The organism is Mesorhizobium sp. P5_C1, assembly GCF_054049815.1.
Map to the genome: position 1 here is coordinate 41,587 of NZ_JBFULQ010000003.1, position 13,381 is coordinate 54,967.

Genomic DNA, 13,381 nt, shown 5'->3' on the forward strand with positions numbered 1-13,381 from the left:
CGTTCCGCAATCACAAAAGGGGTTCGACTTGTTTAGCTGAACGGCGCTTTCGTCAAGCGGCGGATATACATTGGATGTCTGGTGCAGCAACATGGCGGCGGGCCACAGGGGTCACCGCCTGGACCACGCCAGCCAGCGCGCCGACAACCGCTTCCACAGCGAGGTGAACCGGGTTCGCCGGTAAGCGTCTCCGGCCATCTTTATGCCTTGTGCCTGCGTCGGGAAGGGATGGATGACGTCGGCAAGCGCGTGCAGTCCCATACCGGATTTGATGGCGAGCGACACCGCATTGATCATCTCGCCTGCATGGCTGGCGACGACCGTGGCACCCAGGATGCGATCCGACCCTTCCTTGACGTGGATTTTGACAAAGCCCTCCTCCTCGCCGTCCATGACCGCACGCGCGACGTCGTGCATCAGCACCGTATAGGTCTTGACCGGGATGCCATCCTGGCGCGCCTGTGCCGGATAGAGGCCGACATGGGCAATTTCCGGATCGGTATAGGTGCACCACGGCACGACCAGCTGGCTCACCCTCTTGCGCCCGAGGAACAGGGCGTTCTGCACGACGATGCGGGCCGTTGCCTCCGCGATATGGGTGAATTTGTAGTCGAGGCAGACATCGCCCGCCGCATAGACGCGCGGATTTGTGGTCCGCAGATAATCGTCGACCTTGATGCCGTTGGCATCGTATGCCACCCCGGCGTTTTCCAAGTCGAGACCGTCGACATTGGGCGAACGGCCGATGCCGGTGATGATCTCGTCGACGGAAATCGTCGTCGTGTCGTCGTCCCGCAGCAGGTCGGCGAGCTTCTTGCCGCCTGCCGTCCGTACCGCCACAACCTCGGTGTTGAGCCGAACCTCGACCCCTTCGCGCGCCAGCGCATCCGAAAGGACCTGGGCGGCGTCGCGCTCCTCGCCGGGCAGGAACATCGGGTCCCGCTGGGCCAGGATGACTTTCGCACCCAGCAGGCAGAAGGCCTGCGCCGCCTCGCAACCGAGCGGCCCGCCGCCGATGACCAGAAGCCGTGGCGGGCAGGCTGTGAGGTTGAACACGGTCTCGTTGCTGAGATAACCGGCTTCGGCCAGCCCCGGAATCGTCGGCAGGCTCGCACGGGCACCTGTCGCGACCAGCGCCTTCTTGAAACGCAGCGTCTTGCCGGCGACCATGACCGCGTCCAGTCCGGCAAACCGCGCTTCGCCGAAAAAGACATCGATGCCTTCCGAGGCGATGGTCGCGGCCGAATCGGCGCGGCTGATCCGCTGCCGGATTTGCCGCATCCGCCTCATGGCCCGCTGGAAGTCGACGTGAAGACGGTCCGGCGTGTCGCCGCCAAAACTTTCGGCATCGCGCATATCGGCATAGAGCCTGGCCGTGCGGATGACCGACTTCGACGGGATGCAGCCGACATTGACGCAGGCTCCGCCGATCAGGTTGCGCTCGATCAGCGCGACCTTTGCGCCGAGGCCGGCCGCGTCGCGGGCGGCGGTCAGCCCGGCCGGCCCGGCGCCGATAACGACGAGGTTGTAGGGACCGTCCGGCTCCGGGTTCTTCCAGTGCGGTGGATGGGCGTGCTGGATCAGCTCGACGTCATTGCGGTCGACAGGGAAGGCGGCAGTCCGGTCACGCGCCATCGCCGTCATCCCTCGACAGCCATCCACCCGTGAAGCCCGCCTTGCGCAAGCCGCGACGGATGTGCTGGTTGGAGCGCATCAGTTTCCAGACCAGGCGCGAGCGGTGGTTCTCGATCATCATCACCACAATGCCCTGGTCCAGACCGTAGTGGCCTTCCGACACCCAACCGTTGCGGCCGAATTTTCGCCGGTTCGCCAGTGTCGGGTTGAAGCCGCTCGGCAGCCGGAAATTGTCGACCACCTCGGGGTAGCGATCCCCGAGATGGCGCAGCGCCGCCAGGCAGATCTCCGGCGCGAAAGGCAGTGACGCGGGGTAGGACCATGGGGCGATCGTCCCGTCATCCGGCCCGAACGGAGCGCCACGCGCGGCATAGCCGGAAAACCGGCGACGCTGACGCTCCACGCTGGTGCGAAAGCCGCCGGGCCCGTCGCCTGCCGAAAGTCCCCACAGGTTCTCGTCGTAACCCCCATAGCCATAGGGGTTGTGTCGCGCATAGTCGCGGTGGAGGTAGGTCGAGCGGCGGCTGTTTTCGAAATAGTCCGAATTCTTCTCGCGCATGAAAGCGTCGCGGATGCCGGCGAAATCGATCCAGGCATGCGAGAACTGGTGCATGAACAGCGGTCCGCCATAGAGCACGTCGTAGCCGTAGATGTTTTCCCACTGGTAGGTGGCCGTCCAACCTTCGTAGCTGTCGCCGGAGGTCGGGCTGTCGGGCGAGGCCATCGACAGCACATAGAGGATCGTCGCTTCGTTGTAGCCTTCCCAGCCATAGTGGAGAAAGCCGCTCTTCGGCTTCCAGCCCTGCCGCAAGGTCGGACTGCTGCCTTGCGCCCACCGCCAGTCGACACGCCGGTAGAGTGCCTCGGCCAGCCGGCGGATTTCGGCTTCCTCGTCATCGTCACCGGAGAAATAGGCGCCCGCCACCAGCACGCCGGCGATCAGCAATGCCGTATCCACCATCGACAGTTCGCAGCGCCAGACGCGCAGGCCGGTCCGCATGTCGAGAAAGTGGTAGTAGAAGCCTTTGTGGCCGGTGACGTCGTCGCCATTGCCTTGCGTGGAGGTCGAGAAGAAGCGCAGTGCAGCAAGGGTCAGTTTCACCGCCGCCTCGCGTGTCATCCAGCCGCGCTCGACGCCAATCGGATAGCAGGACAGGGCGAAACCGACGACGGCGATGCTGGCCGGCGAATTCGGCCGCGACGTATCGGCGACCAGCCCGTTCTCCGCGTTCACATTCTCCAGGAAATAGTCGAAGGCCGCACGCTGGTAGCGATCCAGAAGCTCGTCATCGGACAGCGCGGCGGGTTCGGCCCTAAGCAAACGATGCACACTCCAGCCTGACCGCTGCAGGTTCCGCCGGTCGCATGGCGAGCCCATGGCAGGTCATCGCGCATGCCGAACAGTCACTCGGTCTCATGGCTTTCCCATATCTTTCTTGCGTTCTCGTCGATTCGGGCGTTGGCAATCATACGCGTGTAGCGCTCCCTTCGTTGCCCCCGTCACGCAGAATTGTAGCTGTATCCGCCGACGCAGGGAATGGTCCGGTGGATGGCGCTGTCACATCGCCACCGACGGAAAGGCACGTCGACGCAGGAGCATCTATCGGTCCACCTGGTGCTGGAAGAACTGCAGGAACAGTTCCCGCTCGGTGGTGATGTCGAGTTTTTCGTAGATGCGGCGGCGATGGTTCTTCACGGTGCCGACGGTGATGCCGAGGCGCTCGGCGATGTTCGCCGTCGGGTGGCCGGCCAGGATCAGCTGGACCAGTTCCCGCTCGCGCAGCGACAGTTCCGGCCACAGGCTTGCCGGGATGGTCGGCTCCTGCCGGGGCGAGGCACCGGGGCCGGTCGGTGCTGAGGTGCGGGAGAACTCGGTTCCGCGCGCCTTGATGTCGAGCGCATGCAACGCCTCGAACACCGGCAGCCGCTCGTCCAGCAGGGCGATCTCGCTGTCCTTGAATGCGGTGGTCGAGCGGTCGAGGAAGATGCCGAGGCACCAGTCGCCGCCATCGGCCAGCATGATGCCAACCTCGTCGCAGATTTCCGACTGCGCCAGGAAGCCGGCTATGTACTGGCCGCGCTTGGCCGCGTCGTCGGCAAGCCGCTTCAGCGGCATGATGCCGAGCCTTCGCTCGCGCCGCCACGAGGCATAGAACGGGTCGAAGACGTAGTAGCTGGCGAGATAGCGCTGCACCATCTCGTCCGAGAAGCGCCGGTGCTTGACGAATTCCGGTGTCTGCGTCGCCGAATAGCGCGTCACGGTGACGAGGTCGTGCGCGATGTCCGCGCCGATCAGGTCGATCAGGCAATCGACATGCCTGTCCGTGCCGGTGGCGGCGATCGCTTTGGCGAGCGGCGCCCAGATGGTCCCCATGCGCATGCCCTTTTCTCGGCGATGTCGGTCAGCCCGTCATTGTGTCTTTAGGCATATGGCGCGAGGCCACCCGTCGAATCTAGCCTAGCGACAACTTAGACCAGATTCCGAGGCGACCGTGACCCAGCCCAACCTCACCAGCCCCATCGTTGGCAATTCGCCAATCATTGGCAATCCAATTGTCATCGGTATCGACGCCGGCGGCACCATGACCGACACGATCCTTGTCGATCAGGACGGCCACTTCAAGATCGGCAAGTCGGCGACCACGCCGAAGAACGAAGCCGAAGGTTTCCTCGCTTCGGCCGAGGACGCGGCGGACGCCTGGGGCATCTCGCTGGAGCAGCTGTTTTCCGGCGTCAATGTCGTGCTCTATTCCGGTACCGGCATGCTCAACACGCTGCTGTCGCGCACCGGGCGCCGGCTCGGCCTGATCACCACCAAGGGCCTCGAGGACATGATCCTGATGGGTCGCGGCCTGCAGGCCTGGGCCGACTATTCCTACGCCGACCGGCTGCATGCGGTCACCCACCATCATCCCGATCCGCTGGTGCCGCGCCGCCGTACCCATGGCGTTACCGAACGCATCGACCAGTTCGGCGACATCGTGCTGCCGCTCTACGAGCATGAGGTCGCGGCGGCCGCGAAAAAGCTGATCGCCGACAAGGTCGAGGGGATCTGCATCATGACGATCTTCTCGCACGTCAATCCGGTGCACGAGAAGCGCATCGCCGAGATCTGCCGCGAGGAGATCGAGAAGGCCGGCGCCGAGACCACCGTCTACACCAGCCACGAAGTCCGCCCTGTCATCCGCGAACAGTCGCGGCTGAACTCGGTGCTGATCGAGGCCTACGCCACCTCGCGCGGCCGCAAGCAGCTCAAGGGGATCGAAGACGTCTCGAAGAAATACGGCTTCAAATATGGCGTGCAGACGCTGCTCTCCTTCGGCGGCCTGACCTCGATCAATCATCCGCGCCTGCATGAAACCATGATCTCAGGCCCGATCGGCGGCATTCTCGGTGCTGCCTATGTCGGCAAGCTGATCGGCAACGACTCGCTGATCTGCTCGGACATGGGCGGCACTTCCTTCGACATGGGCGTCATTACGCGCGGCCAGACGCGGATCGAGAACGAGCCGCTGATGGACCGTTTCAAGCTCAATGTGCCGACGCTGCATCTCGACACCATTGGTGCCGGCGCCGGCATGATCCTCAAGGTCGATCCGCTGACCAAGAAAGTCAGTCTCGGACCGGAAAGCGCCGGCTCCGATCCCGGCCCGATCTGCTTTGCCAGGGGCGGTACCGAACCGACCATCGCCGATTGCGACGCCATTCTCGGCCGGCTGAACCCGTATTACTTCCTCGGCGGCAAGGTCGTGCTGCAGGTCGAGAAGGCCCGCAAGGCTTTCGAGGAAAAGTGCGCCAACGTGCTCGGCGTCGGTGTCGAGGAGGCCGCCGAAGGCATGATCGACATGCTGGAGGCCGACGCCAACAACGCGCTGCGCCGCGTCATCTCGGGCCAGGGCATCCATCCGTCGGAATTCACGCTGCTCTCCTATGGCGGTTCGGGTCCGCTGCACCTGGCTGGTTGCTCCAGGGGCATCGGCTTCAAGGACATCATCACCTTCCAGTTTGCCGCCGCCTTCTCCGCCTTCGGCTGCACCACGGCCGATTTCATGCGCCGGCATTCGGTATCGACGCAGCACGACATCCCCTCCCGCGCCGACGAGGCGACGCTTGCCGCTTTCGGCGCCAAGGTCACCACGGTCTGGAACGATCTGACCAAGGCCGCGGTCGACGAGATGATCGCCGACGGCCATGCGCGCGAAAAGATCAGGACCGTGCCGTTCCTGATGATGCGCTACACCGGCCAGCTCGAGGACGTCGAAGTGATGGCGCCGCTCGCCGAAGTCAATTCGGCCGACGACATGCGCAAGGTGCTCGACGAGTTCGAGGCGGTCTATGCCAAGGTCAACCACCGCGTGTCGCGCTATGGCGAGGCCGGGTTCACCATCACCGAACTCGGATTGATCGCCACCGCCGACAAGGTCAAGCCGGTGCTGCTCAAGCGGTCACTCGGTGCCTCCAATCCGGCTGCCGCCCATAAGGGCGTGCGCGAGGCCTATATCGGTGGGCGCTGGCACAAGGCCAACCTCTACGAGATGGATCTCTTGCAGCCAGGCCATGAGGTGATCGGCCCGGCCATCATCGAACATCCCGCCACGACGCTCGTCGTCCACCCGCAAGATCGCGTCCATGTCGATGAATGGACGCTGCTGCACTACACCCACGCTTGAGAGGGCGATCGCCATGTTGGACAAACCTACCTCGGCCCTGCGCCTTCGCGAAAGACTGCTCGATTCCGAGCGGTTGATGGAGGAGACCGGCTGCTATGACGGCATCACGGAACTCACGCTGCGCAACCAGGATCCGCTGAAATTCGAGACGTTGCACACGAAGCTGCGCGCCTATTGCGTCTCTGCACGCGAAATGGCCCGCCGCATCTCGGCCTCGCCTGGCGTGCGCGAGGTCGGCGAAATGGTGGTCGCCATCTACACTCCCGAGGGCGACGCCATCGCGCTGTCCAACGGGATAATGGTGCATGTCCACACGATGAGCCGCTTCATCAAGTGGATGATCAAGAACAATTACGAGGAAAACCCGCGCATCCGCGAAGGCGATATCTTCGCCAACAACGATGCCTTCATCGGCACCGTGCAGGTGCCCGACGTCATGGACGTGGTGCCGATCTTCCATGAGGGCACGCTGGTCGGCTGGGCCGGTGCCGTCTGCCATGAGCTCGAGGCCGGCGGCATCACGCCCGGCGGCGACGTCTGCCTGGCGCAGGAGCGCTTCACCGAAGGCCTGTTCGTCTGCGCCGAGAAGATCGGCGAGAACGACGAGATCCGCCGCGACTATGTCATCCGCTGCGAGCGCAATCTGCGCATGCCGATCTACTGGGTGCTGGACGAAAAGGCCAAGGTCGCCTCCTGCATCGACATGCGCGAAAGCGTCAAGCAGCTGATTTCCGAGATCGGCCTCGACTATTGGATGAAGGTGTCGAAGGAGTTCATCGAGGAAGGCCGTCGTGCCCAGCTTGCCCGTACCCGCCAGCTCACCGTGCCCGGCATCTATCGCGGCCACACCTTCTATGGCCACGTCACCGCGGGCAAGCCCGGCTTCCAACTGCTCGGCGATCCGGACTGGCTCTACAACATCCCGATCGAGATGGAGATCACCACCGACGGCAAGATCACCATGGACTTCGAGGGCACCCAGCCCTGGGGCTACCATTCGATGAACTGCACGCCGGCCGGCATGGATGGCGGCATGTTCGTCACCTTGACCCAGCACATGAATTTCGAAGGCCTGGTCAATGACGGCGCCTGGATGGCGACCGAGCTGAAATTGCCGCATGGCACCTGGACCAACCCCGACAACGAGATGGTGGCGACAGCCACGTCATGGGCGCTGCTGCTGCCGGCCTATGGCGTGTTCCAGCGGCTGCTGTCGCGCAGCTTCATTGCCCGTGGTTTCGTCGAGGAGGCGTTCGTCGGCCAGGTCAACAGCCCGATGATCGAGATGGGCGGCGAAAGCCAGTACGGCACACCGTTCGGCATGGCGCACTTCGAATGCGCCGCCGCCGGCTCCGGTGCGCTCGCCATCAAGGACGGTCTCGACACCGCTTATGTCGGCTGGAACCCGGAATCCGACATGGGCAACATCGAGGTCTGGGAACAGTCGATGCCGATGGTCTATATCGGCCGCTCGATCGTGCCGAATTCCGGCGGCGCCGGCAAATATCGCGGCGGCTGTTCCTTCGTTTCGACCTGGCTGATCAACAAGACCCCGCATCTGCGGCTCCACACCTCGGAACATTCTTCGCGTGTGTTCGACAATGGCGGCATGTGCGGCGGCTATCCGGCGCCGACCTGCCAGAAGCACCGAGCCGTGCGCAATTCCAACATCCATGAACTGGCGGCCAGGGGCGAACCGCTGGCGCATGCGCCAGGCATCGACCCGCTTGTGTCGGACTATGAGAAGAACATTGGCGGCGACCATGTCGTGGTCGAGGGCCCCTACATCACCTCGCCGCACAAGGAAGGCGATATCTTCAGCCATTCCTACAATGGCGGTGGCGGCTACGGCGACGTGCTGGAGCGCGATCCGCTCAAGACGGCCTGGGATGTCGAGAACGGCTTTCTCACCCGCGAAGCGGCGGACAGCGTGTTCGGCATCGTGCTGAAGGACGATGAAGATGGTTATCCCAAAGCCGATATCGATGCGACCGTGACGCGTCGCGCCGCCATGCGCAAAGAGCGTCTGGCGAAAGCAATCCCCGTGGCGGACTGGATCGCCGCCGAGCGTGGCCGGGTCGAAAAGGCCGACTTTGCGCCCGAGGTGAAGAAAATGTACGCCAGCGCGATCAAGCTGTCGTCGCGCTTCACCAAGGATTTCAGTGATTTCTGGAACGTCGACGCCAGGTCGATCTTCACACCGGGAGCAAAGCCATGACCTCGTACAGCAAGGAAGTCATCCGCGATCTCGCTGCCGGCCAGCTGCCATGGCCGCAGACCCGGCGCATCATGAGCGCCTACAAGGACGATGACCGCTTCTTCAAGATGGTCGCCGTCTATCAGGATCGCGTCGCCTGGAAGGATACGATCCTGCTGCCGGTCTCGGATCACCTGTTCATCTGCCAGAGCGGCGATGAGCGGATAACCCGCTGCGAGTGCGGCCACTCCTTCGGCGACTACCGCAAGAACTGGAAGCTCAACGCCGCGATCAACGTGCGCAACACCGAGCAATCCCTGCGCGAGATCTATCCGAACAGCGATCTTCCCGATCCCGAATGGATGGAAATCCGCGAATTCATCTGCCCGCAGTGCGGTACCTTGCACGAGGTCGAGGCGGCGGCGCCGGGCTATCCGATCGTGCATGATTTCGAACCCGATCTCGAAGGCTTTTATCGCGAATGGCTGGGCAAACCACTTTGACGACACTGATCTTGTGAGGCGCATCGCAGGCAAGGTAGCCTGGTTGCCCGCACCGAATTGTCTGGAGACCATGCCTGATGACAAACCTTTCCGGCCGCAGCGCGATCATCACTGGCGGGTTTTCCGGAATGGGCTTTGCCATTGCCACGGCACTCGCTGAGGCTGGCGCCAATGTCGCCGTCGGCTCCTACATCGCGCCCGCCGGCGCCGACAAATCCGATGCCGCCTATTATCCCGGCGCCGACGAAATCGTGCGCGTGCGTTCGGCTCTTGCCGCCCATGGCACCAGCGTTCACGCCGCCCATCTCGACGTGCGCGACAGCGACGTCACCAACCGATTCGCGGCGGAAGCCGAAGCCGCTATCGGCCCCGCCGACATATTGGTCAACGCCGCCGGCACCACCGCCGAGCAGCCGGTCTGCGGCCACTCCGACGCGCTGTGGGACAAGATCGTCGACACCAATCTGACCGGCGCCTTCCGCGTCACCCGTGCCGTGCTGCCCGGCATGATCGGGCGCGGCTGGGGCCGTATCGTCAACATAGGCTCGACCGCCGCCTCCGTCGGCTGGAAGGACAACCCGGCGTATTGCGCTTCCAAGGCCGGCCTGCTCGGCCTGACCCGCTGCGTGGCGCTGGAAGGGGCGGCGCATGGCGTCACCTGCGTCATGATCAGCCCGACCTGGGTCGAGACCGAACTGATGCGCCGCAACGTGGCGCAGGTCGTCGAGCGCGAAGGCAAGGGGCGCACGGCGGAGCAAGCCATGGCCGAAATCGCCAGCGGCAACCCGCAGCAGCGCCTCCTGCAGCCACAGGAGATCGCGGCTCTTGCCGTCTTCCTGTGCTCGGATCTGGCCAAGGGCATCACCATGGAAAACATACAGATCACCGGCGGGGCACTGTGGTAGCGCTGATCCAGGCAGCTGTGTGGCCGGACAAGCGCCGGCTGATCTCGGCAATCGCCTCGCTGTAAGACAAGGTGACCGGATTTGCCATTGAGCGCAGGGCGCGATAGGTTATATTGCACTGCACAATGGAGACGCCGTTTATTGCACGCCCTTGTTTGCGGATATGCCGACAGGCCCACAGCCTGCCGGCCTTGGGTCGCGCCGGCGGGACTCTGAGATGAAGATTCCAAAGTCCCTGCTGGTCGATCCCGAGAAGAATTCGGTCTATGGCAGTTTTGCCGTTGCCGTCTCGATCTGGGCATTTTCCTATTCGGTCATTTTCGGCCAGATCCTGATTCTCGCTTACTACGCGGTCTGGCTGCCGCTCATCCTGGTCGACTACCGGCGGTTCCTGCGGCACCTGTCCAGTGCCTGGCTCCCGCTGCTGTTTGCCGCCTATGTCTGCTTCTCGGTCTTCTGGTCACAGGCGCCCGGCATCACCGCGAGGACGTCGATCCAATATTTTTCCCATATCGCCTGCGCCTACGTCGCGGCGCGCACCGTCAGCGTGCGCACATTGACCATAGGCGCCCTGATCGGGATATTTGTCGTCCTGCTCTATTCGCTGCGGGTCGGAAACTATTCCGAGGACGTTCTCGACGGTACCTACAACTTCGTCGGCGCTTTCGCCTCCAAGAACCAGATTGGCTTTGTCGCCTCGCTCGGCATCTACTTCTGCGTCGTTTTCGTTGCTTTTTACRGGCGCGGCTGGCGGAGCGTCATCCTGGCGGTGCCTATCGTGCTGTTGTCGGCCTATCTGCTCGTCATTGCGCATTCCGCCACCTCGATGGCCTCGATACCGGCGGTCCTGGCGCTGGTCGCGCTTCTTACCATGAGCAAGCTGCTGTCGCGGCGCTACCGCCGGGTGATCTTCCTGATCGGCGCCGGCCTGCTGGTCGTGGTTGCCTTCGTCGCCTTGAATCTCGGGCTGATGGACTTCGTCCTTGGCCTCTTCGGCAAGGATTCGACGCTCACCGGGCGGACCTATCTGTGGGAGCAGGGCTGGAACGCCGTGCAGAAAGCACCGATTCTCGGCCTCGGCTATGCCGCCTATTGGGTGCAGGGCTTCGCCGAAGCCGAGCGGCTGTGGAACGAATTCTACATCACCACCCGCACCGGCTTCCATTTCCACAACACCTATATCGAAGCCCTCGTCGAACTCGGCTTCGTCGGAGCGACGCTGGTCTCGCTGATCATGCTGCGCACGCTCTATGGCCATGTCTCGGCGGTGATCTTCAAGGCATGGCAAGCGGATTCGGTGATTCTCTTCGGCGTGATGGTGCTGCTCCTGATCCGCTCCTTCGTCGAGGTCGAGATTCTCAACCCCTACATCATGGGCTCCTTCCTGATGTATTTCAGCTTCTTCAAGCTGGCGCGGCTGCCGGTCACCCGCACGCGGTGGAGCCCCGCTTTCGAGCAGGCCGAGGCGGCCAAGAGAGAGGCCGCCTGGCCCCGGCATGTGAATGGTCCGGCGGCCGCCAACCCGTCCTGAGCCAGTGCATGGCGCTCAAACTGCGCAGCAATTTTGAAATGCATAAAAACAAAGGCTTGAAGTGCGTCGCATGAATCCCTTCAAACGCGACGCGCTTTATCGTTTCGCAGGCTGAAGCCGGGCCAAAGGTGGCTTCGCCTGGGAGCCTTCGCCCAGGCAGGCCTGGCGCAAGGCGGGATCCATCCCTGGCGGGAAGGATCGAAACACCGGATCGTGCTGGGGTTTCCGGGGTCTGCGGGCTGGGGGCTACTGGCTGGTCAACGGCGCCAGCTTGACCTTGATCACGTCGCCGGGCAGCACCGGCGTATCTTCCTTCGCCGAGATTTCGCTGCTCTTGCCGTCGACGACCCGCACCAGTGCGTAGAGCAGGCTGGGTTGCTGGTCGGTGTCACTGGCGGACCTCATCGAGGGATCGCTTGCCTGGGCCATCAGGCCTTTCTGCATATTCACCTTGAGCGCGGCCTCGTTGAGGTCGGCTTCGGTCTGCTGCCGGTCGGTGGCGAGATTTGAACTCAAGGTGTTCTGGGCATCGATGGCGTCCTGCGTCGCCTTGCTGATCGCCTGCTTGGCGGTGAGGATGGCCGTTTCGTAGTCCAGGATCTTGCCCTGCAGGTCGGCGACGGACTGCCGCGAATCGAGCAGCCGGGCGTTGGCGATCAGGCCTTTCTGTGCCAGCGGGCCGATGCTGGTGAGCTGCTGCTGTGCCAGGTCGACCTGCTGCTGCTGGTTGACGATCTTCTTCTGCAGCGACTCGATTTCGGACTGCAGAACCCCCTTCAGATCGCTGAGCGCCTCAAGCTTCAGCTTCAGCGCCTTTTGGTCGGACGTCAGGATCGTCATCTCGTCTGCGACGATGGCTGGCAACCGCGGATCGCCCTCGGCCTCCTTCGGCACGTCGAAACTCGCCTTGCCGGCCATATCGGCGTCGATGCGGGCGCGCTTGACGAGCAGCCGAATGCGCTGGTCGTCAGAGATATCGAAATTGCCCTTGGCGGTGACCAGGTCCTTGCCGAGCTGCGGGCCATAGTCGGCGTTTCGCCTGATCCCACCGGCGACACTTATGGCCTTCAGCACCGTCAGCTCGGGCACATAGGGAAATTGGCCGGGGTTCTGGACTTCGCCCGAGATGTAGAACGGCCGGTACTGCGCCATTTCGACGGAGGCTTCGGGCTTGTCCGACAAAGCGAGCTTGCGTTGCAATGCCTGGCCGATCGCCGCTGCGATTTCCGACGTGGTCTTACCGGATGCCGGAAGCTCGCCGGCGAACGGCACCGACAGCGTGCCGGAAGGGCCAACCGTGTACTCGCCATTCACCGCCGACCAATCACGGAATGTGCCTTCGACCGTCTGCCATTCGGCAACGCGGATGGTGAGCTTGTCCTGCGATCCGAGACGGTATTCGTCGGCTGCGGCGATGCGAGGAATGACCAGCGACATGGCAAGGCATGTGGCCAGCAAACGCGCCCGCCGCAGCCGGCCGGAAACCGGGCCGCTGCGAAGGGCTTCAAACATATCTCTTTTCAACTGAACGTTCCGATCCGCTTTAGCCCCATCGCCCGATGATGCTTGCCGCGAAAGCCTGGCATCGCGGCGGTCAGTAAGAGCCGCGTGACATCCAGACGGCGGGGACAGTCTTGATGATGATGCGAACGTCCTCGAACAGCGACCAGTTCTCGACATAGTGGCGATCGAAGGCGACGCGGCTGTCATAGGAGACGTCGTTGCGGCCGCTGACCTGCCACAGGCCGGTCAGGCCCGGGCGGGATTTCAGATAGTAGACAGCGGAGGTGCCATAGATCTCGAGCTCGTCGCGCACAACCGGACGCGGCCCGACAAGGCTCATGTCGCCCTGCAGGATGTTGATGATCTGCGGCAGCTCATCGAGGCTGAGTTTCCTCAAGACCGCTCCGACGCGGGTGACGCGCGGATCGTTCTTCAGC

The 13,381-nt window shown here is 63.2% G+C and carries 10 protein-coding genes; 5 read left to right on the forward strand and 5 right to left on the reverse strand.

The features are described 5' to 3' along the window. Nucleotides 1-111: 111 nt before the first annotated feature. From ACXJ7R_RS00815 to ACXJ7R_RS00825, 3 genes are all read right to left on the reverse strand, one after another. Nucleotides 112-1,635 (reverse strand): mercuric reductase, encoded by a 1,524-nt coding sequence (locus ACXJ7R_RS00815; protein ID WP_457150137.1) that lies wholly within the window; start codon nucleotides 1,633-1,635, stop codon nucleotides 112-114. Continuing rightward, nucleotides 1,625-2,956 (reverse strand): glucoamylase family protein, encoded by a 1,332-nt coding sequence (locus ACXJ7R_RS00820; protein WP_457150147.1) that lies wholly within the window; start codon nucleotides 2,954-2,956, stop codon nucleotides 1,625-1,627. Before ACXJ7R_RS00820 ends, ACXJ7R_RS00815 begins: the two co-directional genes overlap by 11 nt. A 279-nt stretch (nucleotides 2,957-3,235) precedes the next feature. Beyond that, nucleotides 3,236-4,015, reverse strand: coding sequence for a helix-turn-helix transcriptional regulator (locus ACXJ7R_RS00825; protein WP_457150138.1), 780 nt, complete (start codon nucleotides 4,013-4,015; stop codon nucleotides 3,236-3,238). 160 nt (nucleotides 4,016-4,175) lie between these two features. Here ACXJ7R_RS00825 and ACXJ7R_RS00830 point away from each other — a divergent pair, with 160 nt between their 5' ends. The 5 genes from ACXJ7R_RS00830 to ACXJ7R_RS00850 all read left to right on the forward strand — a co-directional run bounded on the left by ACXJ7R_RS00830 (nucleotide 4,176) and on the right by ACXJ7R_RS00850 (nucleotide 11,441). Beyond that, entirely contained in the window at nucleotides 4,176-6,305 is a 2,130-nt protein-coding gene (locus ACXJ7R_RS00830) for a hydantoinase/oxoprolinase family protein (RefSeq protein WP_457150148.1), read from the forward strand. A gap of 13 nt (nucleotides 6,306-6,318) precedes the next feature. Continuing rightward, the gene (locus ACXJ7R_RS00835; RefSeq protein WP_457150139.1) at nucleotides 6,319-8,523 is read left to right on the forward strand and encodes a hydantoinase B/oxoprolinase family protein; all 2,205 of its coding nucleotides are present in this window, start codon (nucleotides 6,319-6,321) and stop codon (nucleotides 8,521-8,523) included. Then, complete coding sequence (locus tag ACXJ7R_RS00840) at nucleotides 8,520-9,005, forward strand: acetone carboxylase subunit gamma (protein ID WP_457150140.1); 486 nt, start codon at nucleotides 8,520-8,522, stop codon at nucleotides 9,003-9,005. Before ACXJ7R_RS00835 ends, ACXJ7R_RS00840 begins: the two co-directional genes overlap by 4 nt. A gap of 77 nt (nucleotides 9,006-9,082) precedes the next feature. After that, the gene (locus tag ACXJ7R_RS00845) at nucleotides 9,083-9,910 is read left to right on the forward strand and encodes an SDR family NAD(P)-dependent oxidoreductase (protein WP_457150141.1); all 828 of its coding nucleotides are present in this window, start codon (nucleotides 9,083-9,085) and stop codon (nucleotides 9,908-9,910) included. Nucleotides 9,911-10,127: 217 nt separating this feature from the next. Then, on the forward strand, nucleotides 10,128-11,441 hold the full coding sequence (locus tag ACXJ7R_RS00850) for an O-antigen ligase family protein (protein WP_457150142.1): 1,314 nt from the start codon (nucleotides 10,128-10,130) through the stop codon (nucleotides 11,439-11,441). A gap of 246 nt (nucleotides 11,442-11,687) precedes the next feature. Here the strand turns inward: ACXJ7R_RS00850 and ACXJ7R_RS00855 are convergent, their stop codons facing one another. Next, on the reverse strand, nucleotides 11,688-12,953 hold the full coding sequence (locus ACXJ7R_RS00855; RefSeq protein ID WP_457150143.1) for a polysaccharide biosynthesis/export family protein: 1,266 nt from the start codon (nucleotides 12,951-12,953) through the stop codon (nucleotides 11,688-11,690). A gap of 82 nt (nucleotides 12,954-13,035) precedes the next feature. Next, nucleotides 13,036-13,381: sugar transferase (locus tag ACXJ7R_RS00860; protein ID WP_457150144.1), on the reverse strand; the 346-nt coding region annotated here is incomplete at its 5' end.

What these genes read in the sequence shown, in the direction of transcription:
- ACXJ7R_RS00815 (WP_457150137.1), bottom strand. Translation starts at nt 1,635, where the DNA reads ATGGCGCGTGACCGGACTGCCGCCTTCCCTGTCGACCGCAATGACGTC.
- ACXJ7R_RS00825 (WP_457150138.1), bottom strand. Translation starts at nt 4,015, where the DNA reads ATGCGCATGGGGACCATCTGGGCGCCGCTCGCCAAAGCGATCGCCGCC.
- ACXJ7R_RS00835 (WP_457150139.1), top strand. Translation starts at nt 6,319, where the DNA reads ATGTTGGACAAACCTACCTCGGCCCTGCGCCTTCGCGAAAGACTGCTC.
- ACXJ7R_RS00840 (WP_457150140.1), top strand. Translation starts at nt 8,520, where the DNA reads ATGACCTCGTACAGCAAGGAAGTCATCCGCGATCTCGCTGCCGGCCAG.
- ACXJ7R_RS00845 (WP_457150141.1), top strand. Translation starts at nt 9,083, where the DNA reads ATGACAAACCTTTCCGGCCGCAGCGCGATCATCACTGGCGGGTTTTCC.
- ACXJ7R_RS00855 (WP_457150143.1), bottom strand. Translation starts at nt 12,953, where the DNA reads ATGTTTGAAGCCCTTCGCAGCGGCCCGGTTTCCGGCCGGCTGCGGCGG.